This window comes from Nonomuraea sp. K271 (assembly GCF_009908215.1).
Classification (GTDB): domain Bacteria; phylum Actinomycetota; class Actinomycetes; order Streptosporangiales; family Streptosporangiaceae; genus Nonomuraea; species Nonomuraea longispora.
Window position 1 is genome coordinate 94,902 of sequence record NZ_JAAAHR010000006.1, and the last position, 15,061, is coordinate 109,962.

The 15,061-nt window shown below is 71.2% G+C and carries 17 protein-coding genes; all 17 read left to right on the forward strand.

All coding sequences use genetic code 11. The annotated features are described in order from the left end of the window. Positions 1-9: 9 nt before the first annotated feature. Positions 10-210: a response regulator gene (locus GUY59_RS49780; RefSeq protein WP_161714372.1), complete on the forward strand. Its 201-nt coding sequence runs from the start codon at positions 10-12 to the stop codon at positions 208-210. Positions 211-218: 8 nt separating this feature from the next. Beyond that, positions 219-338 (forward strand): hypothetical protein, encoded by a 120-nt coding sequence (locus GUY59_RS03575; RefSeq protein ID WP_236666792.1) that lies wholly within the window; start codon positions 219-221, stop codon positions 336-338. A gap of 143 nt (positions 339-481) precedes the next feature. Continuing rightward, positions 482-1,228: a GntR family transcriptional regulator gene (locus tag GUY59_RS03580; protein ID WP_236666793.1), complete on the forward strand. Its 747-nt coding sequence runs from the start codon at positions 482-484 to the stop codon at positions 1,226-1,228. Positions 1,229-1,308: 80 nt separating this feature from the next. Then, positions 1,309-2,232, forward strand: coding sequence for a DUF6282 family protein (locus GUY59_RS03585; protein ID WP_138200295.1), 924 nt, complete (start codon positions 1,309-1,311; stop codon positions 2,230-2,232). Then, the gene (locus tag GUY59_RS03590) at positions 2,229-2,996 is read left to right on the forward strand and encodes an ABC transporter ATP-binding protein (RefSeq protein WP_132331179.1); all 768 of its coding nucleotides are present in this window, start codon (positions 2,229-2,231) and stop codon (positions 2,994-2,996) included. Before GUY59_RS03585 ends, GUY59_RS03590 begins: the two co-directional genes overlap by 4 nt. Then, positions 2,993-3,838 (forward strand): ABC transporter permease, encoded by an 846-nt coding sequence (locus GUY59_RS03595; protein ID WP_138200294.1) that lies wholly within the window; start codon positions 2,993-2,995, stop codon positions 3,836-3,838. Before GUY59_RS03590 ends, GUY59_RS03595 begins: the two co-directional genes overlap by 4 nt. After that, positions 3,835-4,890 (forward strand): ABC transporter substrate-binding protein, encoded by a 1,056-nt coding sequence (locus GUY59_RS03600; protein ID WP_138200293.1) that lies wholly within the window; start codon positions 3,835-3,837, stop codon positions 4,888-4,890. Before GUY59_RS03595 ends, GUY59_RS03600 begins: the two co-directional genes overlap by 4 nt. Positions 4,891-5,072: 182 nt before the next feature. Beyond that, entirely contained in the window at positions 5,073-5,831 is a 759-nt protein-coding gene (locus tag GUY59_RS03605) for an NAD(P)-dependent oxidoreductase (RefSeq protein ID WP_138200292.1), read from the forward strand. A 39-nt stretch (positions 5,832-5,870) separates the two neighbouring features. Further along, a complete protein-coding gene (locus GUY59_RS03610) occupies positions 5,871-6,587 on the forward strand; it encodes a PIG-L deacetylase family protein (protein ID WP_138200291.1) in 717 nt (238 codons plus the stop codon). Next, on the forward strand, positions 6,584-7,222 hold the full coding sequence (locus GUY59_RS03615; protein ID WP_138200290.1) for a dimethylmenaquinone methyltransferase: 639 nt from the start codon (positions 6,584-6,586) through the stop codon (positions 7,220-7,222). The genes GUY59_RS03610 and GUY59_RS03615 overlap by 4 nt, the downstream gene beginning before the upstream one ends. Continuing rightward, on the forward strand, positions 7,219-8,298 hold the full coding sequence (locus GUY59_RS03620) for an ABC transporter ATP-binding protein (RefSeq protein ID WP_132331167.1): 1,080 nt from the start codon (positions 7,219-7,221) through the stop codon (positions 8,296-8,298). Before GUY59_RS03615 ends, GUY59_RS03620 begins: the two co-directional genes overlap by 4 nt. After that, positions 8,298-10,052 (forward strand): ABC transporter permease, encoded by a 1,755-nt coding sequence (locus GUY59_RS03625; RefSeq protein ID WP_138200289.1) that lies wholly within the window; start codon positions 8,298-8,300, stop codon positions 10,050-10,052. The genes GUY59_RS03620 and GUY59_RS03625 overlap by 1 nt, the downstream gene beginning before the upstream one ends. A gap of 23 nt (positions 10,053-10,075) precedes the next feature. Next, entirely contained in the window at positions 10,076-11,173 is a 1,098-nt protein-coding gene (locus tag GUY59_RS03630) for an ABC transporter substrate-binding protein (RefSeq protein ID WP_138200288.1), read from the forward strand. A gap of 88 nt (positions 11,174-11,261) precedes the next feature. After that, a complete protein-coding gene (locus tag GUY59_RS03635; RefSeq protein WP_171055349.1) occupies positions 11,262-11,903 on the forward strand; it encodes a GntR family transcriptional regulator in 642 nt (213 codons plus the stop codon). Further along, on the forward strand, positions 11,897-12,949 hold the full coding sequence (locus tag GUY59_RS03640; RefSeq protein ID WP_138200286.1) for a 4-oxalomesaconate tautomerase: 1,053 nt from the start codon (positions 11,897-11,899) through the stop codon (positions 12,947-12,949). Before GUY59_RS03635 ends, GUY59_RS03640 begins: the two co-directional genes overlap by 7 nt. Beyond that, positions 12,946-14,109, forward strand: coding sequence for an MFS transporter (locus GUY59_RS03645; RefSeq protein WP_132331157.1), 1,164 nt, complete (start codon positions 12,946-12,948; stop codon positions 14,107-14,109). Before GUY59_RS03640 ends, GUY59_RS03645 begins: the two co-directional genes overlap by 4 nt. Positions 14,110-14,177: 68 nt before the next feature. Then, positions 14,178-15,061: serine/threonine-protein kinase (locus GUY59_RS03650; protein WP_161714373.1), on the forward strand; the 884-nt coding region annotated here is incomplete at its 3' end.

Genomic DNA, 15,061 nt, shown 5'->3' on the forward strand with positions numbered 1-15,061 from the left:
GGGGGCGAGATGGGCGAGGCCGCGGACGGCGTGAGCGCGCTCGAACTGGCCCGGCGGTTCGGACCGGACGTGGCGCTGGTCGACATCCGGATGCCGCGCATGGACGGGCTCGACCTCACCCACCTGCTCACCACCCCGCACCCGGCTCGGGCCTTCCGGAGCGCGAGATCGCCGGGCAGGTCTCGGAAGGCAAGACGAACGCGGACATAGCGGCCGAGTTGTTCGGTTCGCCGGGAAAGGTCGAGACACACGTCGCCAACATCCAGCGCAAGCCGGGCGTACGCAGCCGGGTGGGGATCGCGGTGTGGGCGTGGGACATGGGCCACCGCCCGCACTGATCACCGCGACGGCAGGGTGCCTCTTTCGTCCACTGGAAAGGTGATATTTCCCTTGCCTGACCGGTCGCTACGCTTCTTTGGCAAGATTGGTGACAATATCGCTGACATCTCAGCAGATGAGCGATGTACGGAGGGGTGCTGACTTGTCGGCTGACCTGGGTGCGTCCGGGGCCGGCGCCGATGCCCCGGCGGGGCCCGCACCCGCCCGGCGGGAGGCGAGCGCGGACTTCGTGCCCGCCCGGCGGGGGGAGAGCGACGCGGACGCCGTGCTCGGAGAGATCCGCGACGCCATCGTCAGGGGCGAATACGTGCCCGACCAGCGCCTGGTGGAGGCCGACCTGAGCGCGCGCTTCGGCGCCGGCCGCAGCGCCGTGCGCGCGGCGCTGCTCCAGCTCGCCAACGAGGGGCTCGTGGAGCGCGTGCAGAACCGCGGCGCGCGGGTGCGGACCGTCTCCCTGGAGGAGGCGATCGAGATCTCCGAGGTGCGGATGGCGGTCGAGGGCCTGTGCGCGGCCAAGGCGGCCGAGCGGGCGAAGGCCGACGACGCGGCGGAGCTGCGCGGGATCGGCGCCCGGATGGAGGCGGCCGTCGCGATGGGCGACGTGCTCGGCTACTCCGAGGCGAACCAACGGCTGCACCAGCGCATCCGCGCCCTCAGCGGCCAGGGCACCGCGGAGCGGGTGCTGGAGCGGCTGCGCGCCCAGAGCGTACGCCACCAGTTCCGGCTGGCGCTCCAGCCGGGCCGCCCGGCGGTCTCGCTGCCGGAGCACCTGGCCATCATCGAGGCGATCTGCTCCGGTGACGCCCGAGCGGCCGAACGGGCGGTCCGCCGCCATCTGGGCAGCGTGATCGAGGCGTTGAAGGCGGCGAGTCACCAGCCGCCGCAGTAGTGGCCGTGCCGACCCCTTGACGTTTGTCGTACAGATTGTTAACAATCACGGCAGCATCGGGTCGACAGTAAGAGGCGGTTGTGGCCGACCACCCGACACCATCCCGCCGCGCCCGCGAGATCGTCGCCGGCGCGTACGACATCCACATCCATGTGGCCCCCGACGTCATGCCGCGGCGTATCGACGACCTGACCCTCGCCCCACGGTTCGCCGAGGTGGGGCTGGCCGGTTACGTACTGAAATCCCACTACGTCCCCACGACAGAGCGCGCCGCGGTGGTGCGCGCGGCCGTGCCCGGCTTCGGCGCGGTCGGGGCGATCACCATGAACGGATCGGTCGGCGGCCTGAACCCCATCGCGGTCGAGGTGGCCGCGCGCGGCGGCGCCCAGGTCGTCTGGTTGCCCACCGTGGACAGCGCCAACCAGCGGGCCTGCACCGCTGCCGACCCCGAGGGCGCCAGGCCCCCGATGTGGGCGCGGCTGCAGGAGGACCTCCGAGCCGAGGGCATGGCGGCCGACCCGGTCGACGTCGTGGCCGCGGACGGCGCCGTGCTCGACCGCGCCCGTCAGGTGTTACGGGTGATCGCCAAGCACGACCTCACCCTGGCGACCGGCCATCTCAGCGCGGCGGAGATCGAGATGGTGGTGGACGCGGCCGTCGCGGAGGGCGTGCGCAGGATCGTGGTCACGCACCCGGAGTTCACCTCGCAGCGGGTGGCCCTCGACACGCAGCGCCGGCTGGCCGCCAAGGGCGCGCTGCTCGAACGCTGCTTCACCACCCCCTACACCGGCAAGGTCACCTGGGAGGCGTGGCTGGGCGCCGTCGCCGAGGCGGGCCCCTGCCATTCCGTGCTCTCCAGTGACCTCGGCCAGCCGTTCAACCCCCCGGTGGAGGACGGTCTGGCGCTGCTGGCCGACCGGCTGCTCGCCGAGGGCTTCACCGAAGGGGACGTGCACACCATGGCGGTACGCAACTCCCGATGGCTGGCCAAGGCCGGCACATGAGCGCCATCCTGCGGCTGGAGTCGCTGTCCAAGCAGTTCGTCAAGGACGACCTGGGCATCGTGGCGCTGCGCGACTTCACGCTGGAGATCGAGGAGGCGGGCTTCGTCACCGTCCTCGGCCGCAGCGGATGCGGCAAGTCGACGATGCTCAACCTCCTCGCCGGGCTCATCCCGCCCTCCTCGGGAACGGTCACCTACCGGGGCGAGCCGATCGTGCGTCCACGTCCCGAGATCGGCTACCTCACCCAGAGCGACACGCTCATGCCGTGGCGCGACGTGCGGCGCAACATCGAGATGCCCATGGAGATCAAGGGGGTGCCCGCGCCGCGCCGCCGCGAGCGCGCCGCCGAGCTGATCGAACGGGTCGGGCTGTGGGGCTTCGAGCGGCACTATCCGCGCGAGTTGTCCGGCGGCATGCGGCGCCGGGTCAGCCTGGCCAGGATGCTGGTCGGGGATCCGGAGACGCTGCTGCTCGACGAGCCGTTCGGCGCGCTCGACGCGCAGTTGCGCACCGACCTGCAGGCGGAGCTGCTGCGGTTGTGGGAGGGCAGCGGGCAGACCGTCGTCTTCGTCACCCACGACATCGAGGAGGCCCTGCTGCTGGGCGACCGGGTCGTGGTGCTCGGGCGGCTCGGCCGCGTGGTGCTCGACCGGAAGATCGACATCCCCCGGCCGCGCGCCGCCGACGAGATGCGCGTCGATCCCGGCTTCGTCGCCCTGCACAGGGAGATGACGGCCGCACTGGCAGAGGGAGCCCGCTCATGAGCAGCGCACCGCCGGACACCGCGGCGGCGCCCGCGGCGGAGACCGTCCCGATCGAACGTACCTGGTGGGAGCGGCGCGGCGGCACGGTCACCGTGGCGCTCAGCCGCTTCGCCCTGGTCGTGGTGCTGCTGGCCGTCTGGGAGTGGTCGGCCGAGCGGTGGTTCGACATCACGTTCACCAGCAAGCCGAGCGCGATCTGGACCCGGCTCATCGAATGGCACCAGGACGGCGTCCTGTGGTCCAACACCTGGGTGACCCTGGAGGAGATCGTGCTCGGCTACGTGCTGGGCTCGGCCGCCGGAGCGCTCGCCGGGTTCCTGCTCGCCTCGGCGCCCCGGGTGTACCGGGTGCTCGACCCCTTCGTCATGGCGCTGTACTCCATCCCGAAGGTGGCGCTGGCCCCGTTGTTCATCGTCTGGTTCGGCATCGGCACGAACATGAAGGTGCTGCTGGCCGCGGCCACGGTGTTCTTCCTGGTGTTCCTCAACACGGCGGCGGGCGTGCGCGAGGTCGATCGCGGGCTGGTCGACGCCGTGCGCCTGATGGGCGGCACCACGCGCGACATCGCGCTGAAGGTGATCCTGCCGTCGTCGATGACCGGCATGCTCACCGGCCTCAAGGTCGCGGTGCCGTACGCGCTGATCGGCGCGGTGATCGGGGAACTGGTGGCCTCGAACCGAGGGCTGGGCTACCTCATCAACGACGCGGCCGCGCAGTTCGACACCGCCGGGGTGTTCGCCACCCTGGTGGTGCTGAGCGTGATCGCGGCGCTGCTCAACCTCGTCGTGGGGCTGTTCGACCGGTGGGTCGGCAGATGGAAGCCGTTGGAGGCGCGCACATGACCCCGTTCGTGACAGGACACCCTTTCGGGGCGCGCCGGCCGCGATCGCTGGCGGCGGCCCTGGTCGCCCTCGTGGTGGCGGTGACCGGCTGCGCCGAGCGCGGTTCCACCGCCCCGGCGGACGTGCTGAACGTCGGCCAGATCAGCAACTCCGTCGCGTTCTTCCCGCTGTTCGTCGCGGAGAAGAACGGTTACTTCAAGGAGCAGGGCGTCACCCTCGGCGAGCGGCCGCGGCTGGGCACGGGCGCGAAGGTCGCCGCCGCGCTCAAGTCGGGCAGCATCGACCTGGGCGCGGGCGTGATGACCGACGCGCTCAACCTGTCGGGCGTCGACCAGAGCACCCGCCTGGCGGCCAACCTGGTCGACAAGTACTACGTCGACATCGTGGTGAGCGGGAAACCGGGCTGGCCGGGGGAGTCGGAGCCGCTGGACGACCGGATCCGCGCGCTGCGCGGCAAGAAGATCGGCATCACCGGGCCGGGCAGCGGCACGGAGGCGCTGGTCACGTACCTGTTCGCCCGCGTCGGCCTGCGTACCGACACCGACGCGGAGCTCGTCAACCTGGGCGGCGTCACCTCGGCCGCGCTCGGCGCGCTGAAGTCGGGCCGGGTGGACGCGCTCGCCTTCTTCCAGCCCATCGCCCAGCAGGCGGAGGCGGCGGGGATCGGCAGGAACTACATCTCGCCGGCCCGCGGCGACGTGCCGCAGTTGTCGAGCGTGGCCCACGGCGTCGTGTTCACCACCCAGGCGACCATGGAGGAGAAGGCGGAGGAGGTCGCGGCCTTCCAGCGGGCCGTCGGACGGGCGCAGCGCCTGATCCACGAGCAGCCGGCGCAGGTGGAGCCGCTGCTGGCCGAATATCTCAAGGGCACCGATGCGGAGGCGCTCGCCGCGCTCTCCGAGATCATCAGGGAGGAGATCCCGAAGGAGATCGGTTTCGCCCGGACCTCCTACGACACCGCCGTCGCCTTCCACCGCGAGACCGGCCTGATCGACCGGTTCCCGTCGTACGAGGAGATCGTCCCGCAGGACCTCAGGATCGCCGGGCCCTGACGGCCGCTCCACGACGCGACGCCAGGGCCCCGTCCGAGCAGGGCCCTGGCCGGCGGCATGCCCGCGCGGCGGTCCGGAAATCAACCGGTCATGAGACCGAAATAGGGTTGACATTGGCTATTATATTGTCAACAATTCTGGCTACTGTTTCATCAACAGGATGGTTGGGAGCCGGCGTGACAATGACCGCGATCTTGGGGCTGGGCGAGGCCGGCCGGATCTACGCACGTGACCTGCGTGCGGCCGGCCTCCGTGTACGGGGCTTCGACCCGTACGTGCAGGCCGGCGACGACGTGGAGCAGGTGCCCTCGGCCGAGCAGGCGGTCGACGGCGCCGATCTCGTCATCAGCCTCGTGGGCGCCAGGGCCGCCGAATCGCTCGCTCAGGAGGCGCTTCCTTCTTGTCCGAAACATGCAGTGTATGCGGACTTCAACACCGGGTCTCCCGCACTGAAACGGACGCTGGCCGAGCTGGCCGCCGCCCAGGACGTGCGGTTCGCCGACGTCGCGGTGCTGGCGCCTGTGCCCCGCCAGGGCGCCCGCACCCCGCTGATGGCCAGCGGCACCGGCGCCGACACGTTCGCCGCCCTCGTGCGGCCCGCCGCGGTGCCCGTCGAGAGCATCCCCGGCGGAGCGGGCGCCGCCGCCGCCAGGAAACTGCTGCGCAGCGTCTTCATGAAGGGCATGGCCGCGCTGATGCTGGAGTGCGAGACCGGCGCCGGCGCCGCGGGCGAGCGGGAGTGGCTGCGGGCCCAGATCGTGGCCGAGCTGTCCGGCGACGTCGACCAGCTCATCGACCGGCTGGTCCAGGGCAGCAAGGCGCACGCCGCCCGGCGGGTCCACGAGGTTGAGGACGCCGCAGGCTACCTTGCGGAGCTCGGCACGCCCTCCTGGGTCATGGACGCCTCCCGCGCCTGGCTCGCCTCCCTGCTGGACGAATGACCGGCCCCCTCCCACCACGACGAAAGGGCAACCCAAGACATGACCGTACGAAGAATGCTGGTCGTCGGAGCGCACAGCGCGGACTTCGTCTGGCGCGCGGCGGGCGCCATCGCCAAGCACACCCTGGCCGGCGGCGAAGCCCGCGTGGTGACGCTCTCGTACGGGGAGCGCGGCGAGTCCGGCGAGTTGTGGAAGGAACCCGGCCAGACGGTCGAGAACGTCAAGCGGATCCGGCACGCCGAGGCCACCGAGGCCGCGCAGGCCGTGGGCGCGAGCTACGAGTGCTTCGACCTGGGCGACTACCCACTGCGCGCGGGCGACGAGGCCATCGACAGGCTCGCCGAGCTGATGCGCGACCACGCCCCCCACGTCGTCCTCACCCACCCGGAGAAGGACCCGTTCAACCCCGACCACCCCGTGGCCTACCAGGTCGTCTCGCAGGCCCGGCTGCTCACCTCCGGCGCGGTCGTCGAGGCCGGGTTCCGCACCGCGCCGCCGTCGGAGTTCCTGGTCTTCGAGCCGCACCAGCCGGACCTGTGCGGGTTCGTCCCGACGGTGTTCGTCGACATCACCGAGGTGTTCGAGGCGAAGGCCAAGGCCATGGACGCGATGAGCGCGCAATCGTACCTGAAGCAGTACTACACCGAACGCGCCGGGCACCGGGCCAACCACGCCCGCAAGGTCACCGGCGACAAGGCGATCCGGCACGCCGAGGCGTTCCAGCGGATCGTCCCGAACGTGGTGGGGTCGCTGTGAGCGGGCGCGAGGGCAGGTTCGACGAGCTGGCCCGCCTCGGCGTGGCCACCGTGTACGAGGCGTCCGGCCGTCAGGGCCTGATCGACGAGGACTTCGTCCAGCTGATCCCGGGCACCGCCGTCGCGGGACCCGCGCGGATCGCTGTGTGCGGCCCGGCCGACAACCGCGCCGTGCACGAGGCCGCCGCCCGCACCCGCCCCGGCGACGTCGTCGTGCTGACGATGGACAACCCGGTGCCCGTGGCAGTGGTCGGCGACCTGCTCGCCACCCAGTTCAAGGCCCAGGGCGCGGCGGGCCTGCTGATCAACGCCTCGGTGCGCGACGCGGACACGCTGCGCGAGCTCGGCCTGCCGATCTGGGCCCGGTGGATCCGGGTGCGCGGCGCGGCCAAGGCGCACCGGGGCACGATCGACCGGCCCGCTGTCGTCGGGGGCACGCTGATCCGCCCGGGAGACGCCGTGCTCATGGACGGGGACGGCGCGGCCGTCGTACCCGCCGAGCGGATCGACGAGGTGGTGGCGGCCGGCCGGGCCCGTGAGGCGAAGGAGGCCAAGGCGCGCGAGCAGTACCTCGCGGGCGGGCTCTCGTACGACCTGCACGGCTTCCGGGCGGCCGACGAGAAGGGCTCACCATGAAGGTCGACGTCCACGGGCTCACCCTGAAATACGGCGACGCGGTCGCGGTGTCCGACCTCGACCTGACGGTGAACGAGGGGGAATCTCTGGTCCTCCTCGGCCAGTCGGGCTGCGGGAAGACCAGCACCATGCGCTGCATCGCGGGCCTGGAGACGCCGGCGTCGGCCGTCATCACCATCGGCGACCAGACGGTCTTCGACAGCGGCAGGGGCATCAACCGCGCGCCGAACAAGCGCAACGTCGGCATGGTGTTCCAGTCGTACGCCATCTGGCCGCACATGACCGTCTTCGAGAACGTGGCCTTCCCACTCAGGATGAAAGGCAGGAAGAAGGCGGAGATCAACCAGGCCGTGCACGAGACGCTCGAACTCGTCGGCCTCGACCACCTCGCCGACCGCGGGGCCAGCCTGCTGTCCGGCGGCCAGATGCAGCGGGTCGCCCTGGCCCGCAGCCTCGCCATGCAGCCGTCGGTGCTGCTGCTCGACGAGCCGCTGTCCAATCTTGACGCCCGGCTGCGCCACCGGCTCAGGATGGAGCTGCGCGAGCTGCAGTTGCGGCTGCGGCTGACCTCTCTGTACGTCACCCACGACCAGGACGAGGCGTTGGCCCTGGCCGACCGGATCGCCCTCATGCAGGCGGGCCGCATCGTGCAGATCGGCGAGCCGCACGAGATCTACGCCAACCCGAAGAGCGCCGCCATCGCGGAGTTCCTCGGCGTCGACAACGTCATCCCCGTCACGCCGCGGGACGCCACCTGCGTCGAGCTGGCCGCCACCGGGCAGAAGCTCAAGGTCGAGCCGTACGAGCCGGCCGAGACGCTGCGGCTGTGCGTCCGGGCCGAGGACGTGCTGCTCGGCGCGGGCGGCCAGGGCGGCGTCAACACGCTGCCGGGGACGATCGTCAGCTTCGCGTTCCAGGGCTCTACCGTCGCCTACCGCGTCCGGGTCGGCGACGGGCTGGAACTGGACGCCGTACAGCTCAAGTCCGCCGGACGGCCGTTCGGCATGAACGACGCGGTCACCGTGTCTCTGCCGGCCGGCGCGATGCGGGTGCTGCCCGCGGAAGTTGCCGCGTGATGACGTCGCAGACCGCCGAGAAGCCCGTACGGAACCGGCCGCCCGCGCTGCGCGGACGCGCCCGGCGCCTGCTGCGTGAGATCACGCTGCCCGGGGTGCTGTTCGCCGTGCTCGCCCTGCTGATCCTCGCGCCGGTTGCCCTGGTGGTGCTGTCGGCGTTCGCGTCGGACACCCCGCGGCCCGGCAACTTCGGCCTCACCGGGCTCACCTTCGACAACTTCGTCAACGTGACGAGCGCGGGCTCGGTGAAGGCGGCGCTCAACTCGCTCGCCGTGGGCGCGGGCGCTTCCGTGCTGGCGCTGCTCATCGGCGGTTTCCTGGCCTTCGTCACCGCCCGCACCAACGTGTACTGGCGCGGGTTCCTCTACCTGGTGGGCCTGCTGCCGATGTTGCTGCCGTCGTACGTGGGCGCGCTGGCGTGGTCGGTGCTGGGCAGCGAGAACGCCGGGCTGGCCAACATCACGCTGCGCGACCTCGGGCTGCCGCCGTTCGTCGACATCAACAACATCGCCGGCCTGATCGTGGTGCTCGCGCTCTACTACGCGCCCTACGCGTTCCTGCTCGTCCACGGCGCGCTCAGCCTGATGAACCCCGACCTGGAGGAGGCCGCCAACGTGCACGGGGCGCCCTTCGGCCAGGTGCTGCGCCGGGTCACCCTGCCGCTGGTCACCCCGGCGTTCCTCGGCGCGGCCGTGTTGATCTTCGTGCTGACCATCGAGAACTTCCCCGTGTCGCAGATCATCGGCGGGGCCGCCGGTGTGGAGACGCTGCCCACCTACATCTACCGGCTGATGAACTCGACGCCTTCGCGCGGCAACGAGGCGGCCGCGGTGGCGATCGCCCTGGTGGTGGTCGTGCTGGTCGTCACCGCGCTGCAGCGGCGCATGCTGGCCAGGCGCGCCTTCACCACCGTCTCCGGCAAGGGCATGAAGCCGCGCCGGATCGACCTCGGCGGTTGGCGGCTGCCCGCGCTGCTGGCCGGGCTCGGCTACTTCGTCCTGTCGACCGTACTTCCCGTGCTCGCGCTGCTGTTCGTCGCGCTGCACGACTCGCCGTACATCGGCACGGTGCTCGGGGCGTTCGGCAAGCCGGACGCGTTCACCGTCGAGGCGTTCGCCGACGTGCTGGACTCGAGCATCGCGCAGCGGGCCACGGTCAACAGCGTGGTGGTGTCGCTCGCGGCGGCGCTGCTCGGCACCCTGCTGGCGTTCGCGGTGGCGTACGTGGTGCAGCGCACCAAGCTGCCGGGCCGCCAGTCGCTGGAGTACGTGTCCATGCTGCCGCTGGCGATCCCGGCGATCGTGCTCGGCCTGGGCCTGCTGTGGACGTGGCTGATCATGCCGATCCCGGTGTACGGGACGCTCGCCGTCATGGTGATCGCGTTCGTCGCGGCGCAGATGCCGCAGGGGTTCCGCGGCGTCGCCTCGTCGATCGGCCAGGTCGACCGCGACCTGGAGGACTCCGCCGTGATGCACGGCGCCTCCCGCACCCGTGCGATCGCCACCATCACGGCGCCGCTGCTGCGGGTGGGTCTCACCTCGACCTTCCTGCTGCTGCTGATGTTGTCGATGCGCGAGCTGACGGTGCCGCTGTTCCTCTTCACGTCGGACACGCGGTTGTTGTCCATCGTGATCTTCGACGACTTCGACAACGGGATCCTGCAGCGGGCGGCCGCCACGAGCCTGCTCTACTGCCTGGTGATCCTCGCCCTGTCCATCTTGTCCAGGCGTTTCGGCGCCAGCGAGCAGAGATAGCCCAACTCTCGTAGGGAGACATCATGAATGCTGGCCGTACGGGTCGCAGAGCCCTTGCGACAGCCGTCGCCGCGATCCTGGCGCTGGCCGGATGCGGTGGGTCCGGCGGCGGCACCGGCGAGGCCGCGAAGCTGGAGGTCGGCGGCGAGCTGATCGCCGACGAGCAGCTGTTCTCGGCCGCCAAGGAGGAAGGCTCCCTGGTCTTCTACACCGGCGGCAGCGAGCACTCGGAGAAGGCCGTCACCGACGCCTTCACGGAGGCGACCGGCATCGAGGTGGAGACGATCCGGCTGGCCCCGAACAAGCTCGCCGAGCGCGTGCTCTCGGAGGTCGGCGCGAAGAAGCTCGGCGCCGACGTGATCCGCATCTCGGGGGAGGACATCATCGTCTCCCTCGCCAAGGCCGGAACGTTCCAGAAGACCCCGCTGCAGAACGCGGTGAAGACCGCTGCGGGCGACGCGATCCAGGACGACGGGCTCTACTTCTCCAGCTTCGACCGGGTCTACTCGTTCGCGTTCAACAACGCCGTCGTGCCCAAGGGGCAGGAGCCGAAGAACTGGGCGGACCTGCTGGACCCGAAGTGGCGGGGCAAGCTCGGGATCGTCCAGGTCGGCGCCGGCGGCAGCACCGCCGCGCTCACCAGGTTCCAGTTCGACAAGATCGGCGACAACTACCTGAAGAAGTACGCCGCCAACAAGCCGCGCATCTTCGACTCGTCCGCGGGGCAGACCGACGCGCTGACGCGCGGCGAGGTGTCCGTGGCGACGATGCCGGTGGCGACCGGGGTCGGTGCCATCGCCGACGGGGCGCCGCTGACGATCGCCGTGCCCGAGGAGGGCGCGGCCGGCTACCCCTTCTACGCGGGCGTGGGCTCGCAGGCTCCGTCGCCGAACGCCGCCAAGGTGTTCGCCGCCTGGCTGCTGTCCAAGGACGCCCAGAGGATCGCCGTACAGCAGGGCGACTATCCGGTGCGCGCGGACGTCGGCGCCCCGCAGGTCGGTGACCAGGCCTTCCCGGCCGCCGACTCCGGCTGGCTCTACCGGACGGACGCCGAGACCTCGCTCAAGTACGTCGAGGAGGACGCGAAGCGGTGGCGGCAGATCTTCGGCTACACCGGCTGACGAACCGGTGGCCATGCTCTGGCAGTCCCGGCGGGCCGTCCCGCCGGGCGAAGCGATCACGTGAGTCAGGATCGGGGACGTCCGACCAATGAAAGTAGTGGACCGGATTCGTGAAGCCATCTTCGCGGGGGATCTGGCACCGAATCAGCGCCTCATCGAGGCGGATCTCTGCGCCCAACTCGGCGCCTCCAGGTCGCACGTGCGCAACGCGCTCGCCGACCTGGTGAGTGAGGGTCTGGTGGAGCGAATCCCGAACCGGGGCGCGCGGGTCCGGGCGATCACCCTCGCGGAGGCCATCGAGTTCACCGAGATCCGCATGGTCGTCGAGGGGCTCTGCGCGGCCAAGGCGGCCGCCAGGGTCACCGACGGCCAGGCGGCCCAGCTGCGCTCCATCGGGCAGCGGATGCGGCAGTACGAGGCCTCCGGCGACCTCATCGAATACTCCAACTGCAACAAGGAACTGCACGCGTTCATCAGGACGATCAGCGGCCAGTCGGCGGCCGGCGACATCATCGAGCGCATCCGCGGCAACCTGACGCGCTATCAGGTGCGGCTGGCCCTCCAGTCCGGCCGGGCGGCCGTGTCGCTGCCGCAGCACCTGGAGATCATCGAGGCCATCTGCGCCCGTGACGAGGGCAGGGCGGAGAAGGCCATGCGCGCCCACCTGCGCAGCGTCATCGAGGCACTGGAGAACACCCGGCCCGCGACGTCGAACGGAGACCCATGGTGACCGGGCGTACCGGCATCCCCTGCATGATCATGCGCGGGGGCACGTCGAAAGGGTTGTACTTCCTCGCGGACGACCTGCCGGGCGACCGGGAGGAGCGCGACGAACTGCTGCTGCGGATCATGGGCTCGCCGGACGACCGGCAGATCGACGGCCTGGGCGGCGCCCATCCGCTCACCAGCAAGGTGGCCGTGGTGTCGCCGGGGGACGACGGCTCGGTCGACTACCTGTTCCTCCAGGTCTTCGTCGACCAGGCGCTGGTTTCGGACCAGCAGAACTGCGGCAACATCCTCGCGGGAGTCGGGCCGTTCGCCATCGAGCGTGGCCTGGTCGCGGCGGGTCGGGACACCACGTCCGTACGCATCACCATGGCGAACACCGGCGGCGTCGTGGCCGCGACGGTCCGCACGCCCGGCGGCGAGGTCCGCTATGACGGCGACGTCGCGATCGCGGGGGTGCCGGGCACGGCCGCGCCCGTCGTTCTCGACTTCCAGGGCACGGCCGGCTCGACCTGCGGCGCGCTGCTGCCGACGGGACACGTCAGCGAGGTCATCGACGGCGTCACCGTCACCTGCGTGGACAACGGCATGCCGGTCGTGGTGATGCCCGCGGCCCAGCTCGGCGTCACGGGCGCGGAGAGTCCCGAGGAGCTGGAGAACGACGCGCCGCTGCGCCGCCGCCTGGAGGCGCTGCGCCTGGAGGCGGGCCGCCGCATGGGGCTGGGCGACGTCAGCGACACCACGGTGCCGAAGCTGACCATGGTGTCCCCGCCGCGGTCCGGCGGCGCGTGTGGCACCAGGACCTTCATCCCGCACCGGTGCCACACCTCGATCGGCGTGCTGGGCGCGGCGAGCGTGGCGGCGGCGCTGCGGCTGCCGGGCAGCGCGGTCGGCGGCATCGCGGAGCTCTCCGACGGCCCGCGGGTACGGGTGGAGCACCCGACGGGCTACCTCGACGTCGAGGTCGAGCTCGACGGGCACGACGTCACCAGGACCGGTGTCGTACGCACCGCGCGCAAGCTCATCGACGGCACCGCCTATCCGCGATGACCGCGGGCCGGGTCTTCTGGCCCCTGCTCGTGGTCCACGCGATCCTGGTCCAGGTCATCAGCTACGGGCTGCGGCCGTCGTTGTCGTACGCGGTGATCGAGCTCGGGTACGGGTCGGTGTGGCTGGCTGTGCTCGCGGCCATGTTCGCGCTTCCCCCGCTGATCCTCGCGGTGGCCACGGGCCGGCTCGTCGACCGGGTGGGGGAGCGGCCCAGCATGGTCATCGGGGGAGCCGCGCTGACCGGCGCCTCGGCGGTCGCCCTCGTCGCCTCCGAGCACCTCGCGCTGCTCATCGCCGCCACCGCGCTGCTCGGCATCGGCATCATCTTCTCGATGGTGGCCGAGCAGTCGGCGGTGACGGGTCAGGCGCGGCGGCGGGGCATGGACACCGTCTTCGGCGTCTACACGTTCATCACCTCCCTGGGGCAGGGCGTGGGACCGCTGCTGCTGCTGATGCCGCCGGCGCCCGGCACCCTCTCGCCGCCGCTGGAGCCGATCGCCGCCGCGTGCGGGGTGGCGAGCCTGGTGACGCTGGCGGCCTCGTTCGGGTTCGGCAGCCATCACCGCGCCGCGCGGGCGCCCGCGTCCGAGACCCGCTGGCCGGCGCGGCGGCTGCTCGCCATCCCGGGCATGTACCGGGCGTTGCTGGTCAGCGGGCTGATCCTGGCGTCGATCGACGTGACGCTCGCGTACTTGCCGGCTCTCGCGCACAGCAGGGGCATCGCCCCCGGCTGGGTGACCGCGATGCTGGCCGCACGGTCGATCATGACGATGGCGTCGCGCATCAACCTGGGTTCGCTGGTGCGGCTGCTCGGCCGCAGGAAGCTCACGGTGGCGGCGTGCGCGGTGTCGGCGCTGGCGTTGTGCGGCCTGCCCCTTCCCGTGCCCGTCGCCGTCCTCATCGGGCTCACCGCCGTGTACGGCTTCGCCGCCGGTCTCGGCCAGCCCATGACGATGGTGTGGGTCACCCGGCTGACACCGTCCGGCACCCAGGGGACGGTGTTGTCCCTGCGGATCGCGGGCAACCGGCTGGCCCAGACGCTGATCCCGGCGGTGTCCGGGGCCGCGGCCGCGGTGAGCGGGGTCTCGGGGGTGCTGCTGCTGACGGGGGCGACGCTGGCTGTCGCGGCGTGGTCGGCCACCGCGGTTCCCGACGACTGAGAAGTCCAGCCCAACCATACTGGTGAGTAAGGTTCTGTTGATCCCCTGCGTAGGGACACAATGACCGCATGCCATCCTTCACGCCCCTGGTGCCCGGCGATCCCGAGCGTCTGAGCGGCCTTCCGCTGCTCGGCAGGTTGGGCGAAGGCGGACAAGGCATCGTCTACCTCGCCAGGACGCCCATGAACGCATACGTGGCCATCAAATGGCTCCGGCCCGACCAGTCGGGCGACGAGGAGAACGCCGAACGGTTCCTGCGCGAGGCGCAGGTCGCCCAGCGGGTGGCGTCGTTCTGCACCGCCGACGTGCTGAGCACCGGCGTCGAGCACGGGCGGCCGTACATCATGAGTGAATACGTCGAGGGGCTCTCACTGGACCGGGTCGTCCGCGACGAGGGCCCGCGGGGCGGCCCGGCGCTCGACCGCCTGGCCATCAGCACGGCCACGGCGCTGGCCGCCATCCACGAGGGCCAGGTCGTGCACCGTGACTTCAAGCCGGGCAACGTCATCATGGCCGGCGACGGGCCGCGCGTGATCGATTTCGGCATCGCGCGCACGCTGGACCCGGTGCAGATGACGAGCAGCACGCAGATCGGCACGCCGGCGTACATGAGTCCGGAGCAGGTCCTGGGCCGGCCGGTGGGGCCCGCGGCCGACATGTTCTCCTGGGCGGCCACGATGGTCTTCGCCTCCTGCGGGCGGGCGCCGTTCGGCGCCGACGGCACGCACACCGTGATGCAGCGCGTGCTGCACGAGCAGCCCGACCTCGGCGCGCTCGACGGGCCGCTGCGCGAGGTGGTCCAGCAGTGCCTGGCCAAGGACCCGCAGCGGCGGCCGACGGCCAAGACCGTCATGATGCGGCTGCTGCGCAGGTCGGGGTCGGACGCCGGGCCCGGAGAAACGGGCGGCGATGAGGGCGGCGGGCAGGTGGCGTCGACCGCCACCCCGCCCAC

Coding starts and splice junctions, on each gene's coding strand:
- GUY59_RS03625 (WP_138200289.1), top strand. CDS start 8,298: ATGACGTCGCAGACCGCCGAGAAGCCCGTACGGAACCGGCCGCCCGCG.
- GUY59_RS03595 (WP_138200294.1), top strand. CDS start 2,993: ATGAGCAGCGCACCGCCGGACACCGCGGCGGCGCCCGCGGCGGAGACC.
- GUY59_RS03640 (WP_138200286.1), top strand. CDS start 11,897: ATGGTGACCGGGCGTACCGGCATCCCCTGCATGATCATGCGCGGGGGC.
- GUY59_RS03635 (WP_171055349.1), top strand. CDS start 11,262: ATGAAAGTAGTGGACCGGATTCGTGAAGCCATCTTCGCGGGGGATCTG.
- GUY59_RS03620 (WP_132331167.1), top strand. CDS start 7,219: ATGAAGGTCGACGTCCACGGGCTCACCCTGAAATACGGCGACGCGGTC.
- GUY59_RS03630 (WP_138200288.1), top strand. CDS start 10,076: ATGAATGCTGGCCGTACGGGTCGCAGAGCCCTTGCGACAGCCGTCGCC.
- GUY59_RS49780 (WP_161714372.1), top strand. CDS start 10: ATGGGCGAGGCCGCGGACGGCGTGAGCGCGCTCGAACTGGCCCGGCGG.
- GUY59_RS03605 (WP_138200292.1), top strand. CDS start 5,073: ATGACCGCGATCTTGGGGCTGGGCGAGGCCGGCCGGATCTACGCACGT.
- GUY59_RS03590 (WP_132331179.1), top strand. CDS start 2,229: ATGAGCGCCATCCTGCGGCTGGAGTCGCTGTCCAAGCAGTTCGTCAAG.
- GUY59_RS03610 (WP_138200291.1), top strand. CDS start 5,871: ATGACCGTACGAAGAATGCTGGTCGTCGGAGCGCACAGCGCGGACTTC.
- GUY59_RS03645 (WP_132331157.1), top strand. CDS start 12,946: ATGACCGCGGGCCGGGTCTTCTGGCCCCTGCTCGTGGTCCACGCGATC.
- GUY59_RS03600 (WP_138200293.1), top strand. CDS start 3,835: ATGACCCCGTTCGTGACAGGACACCCTTTCGGGGCGCGCCGGCCGCGA.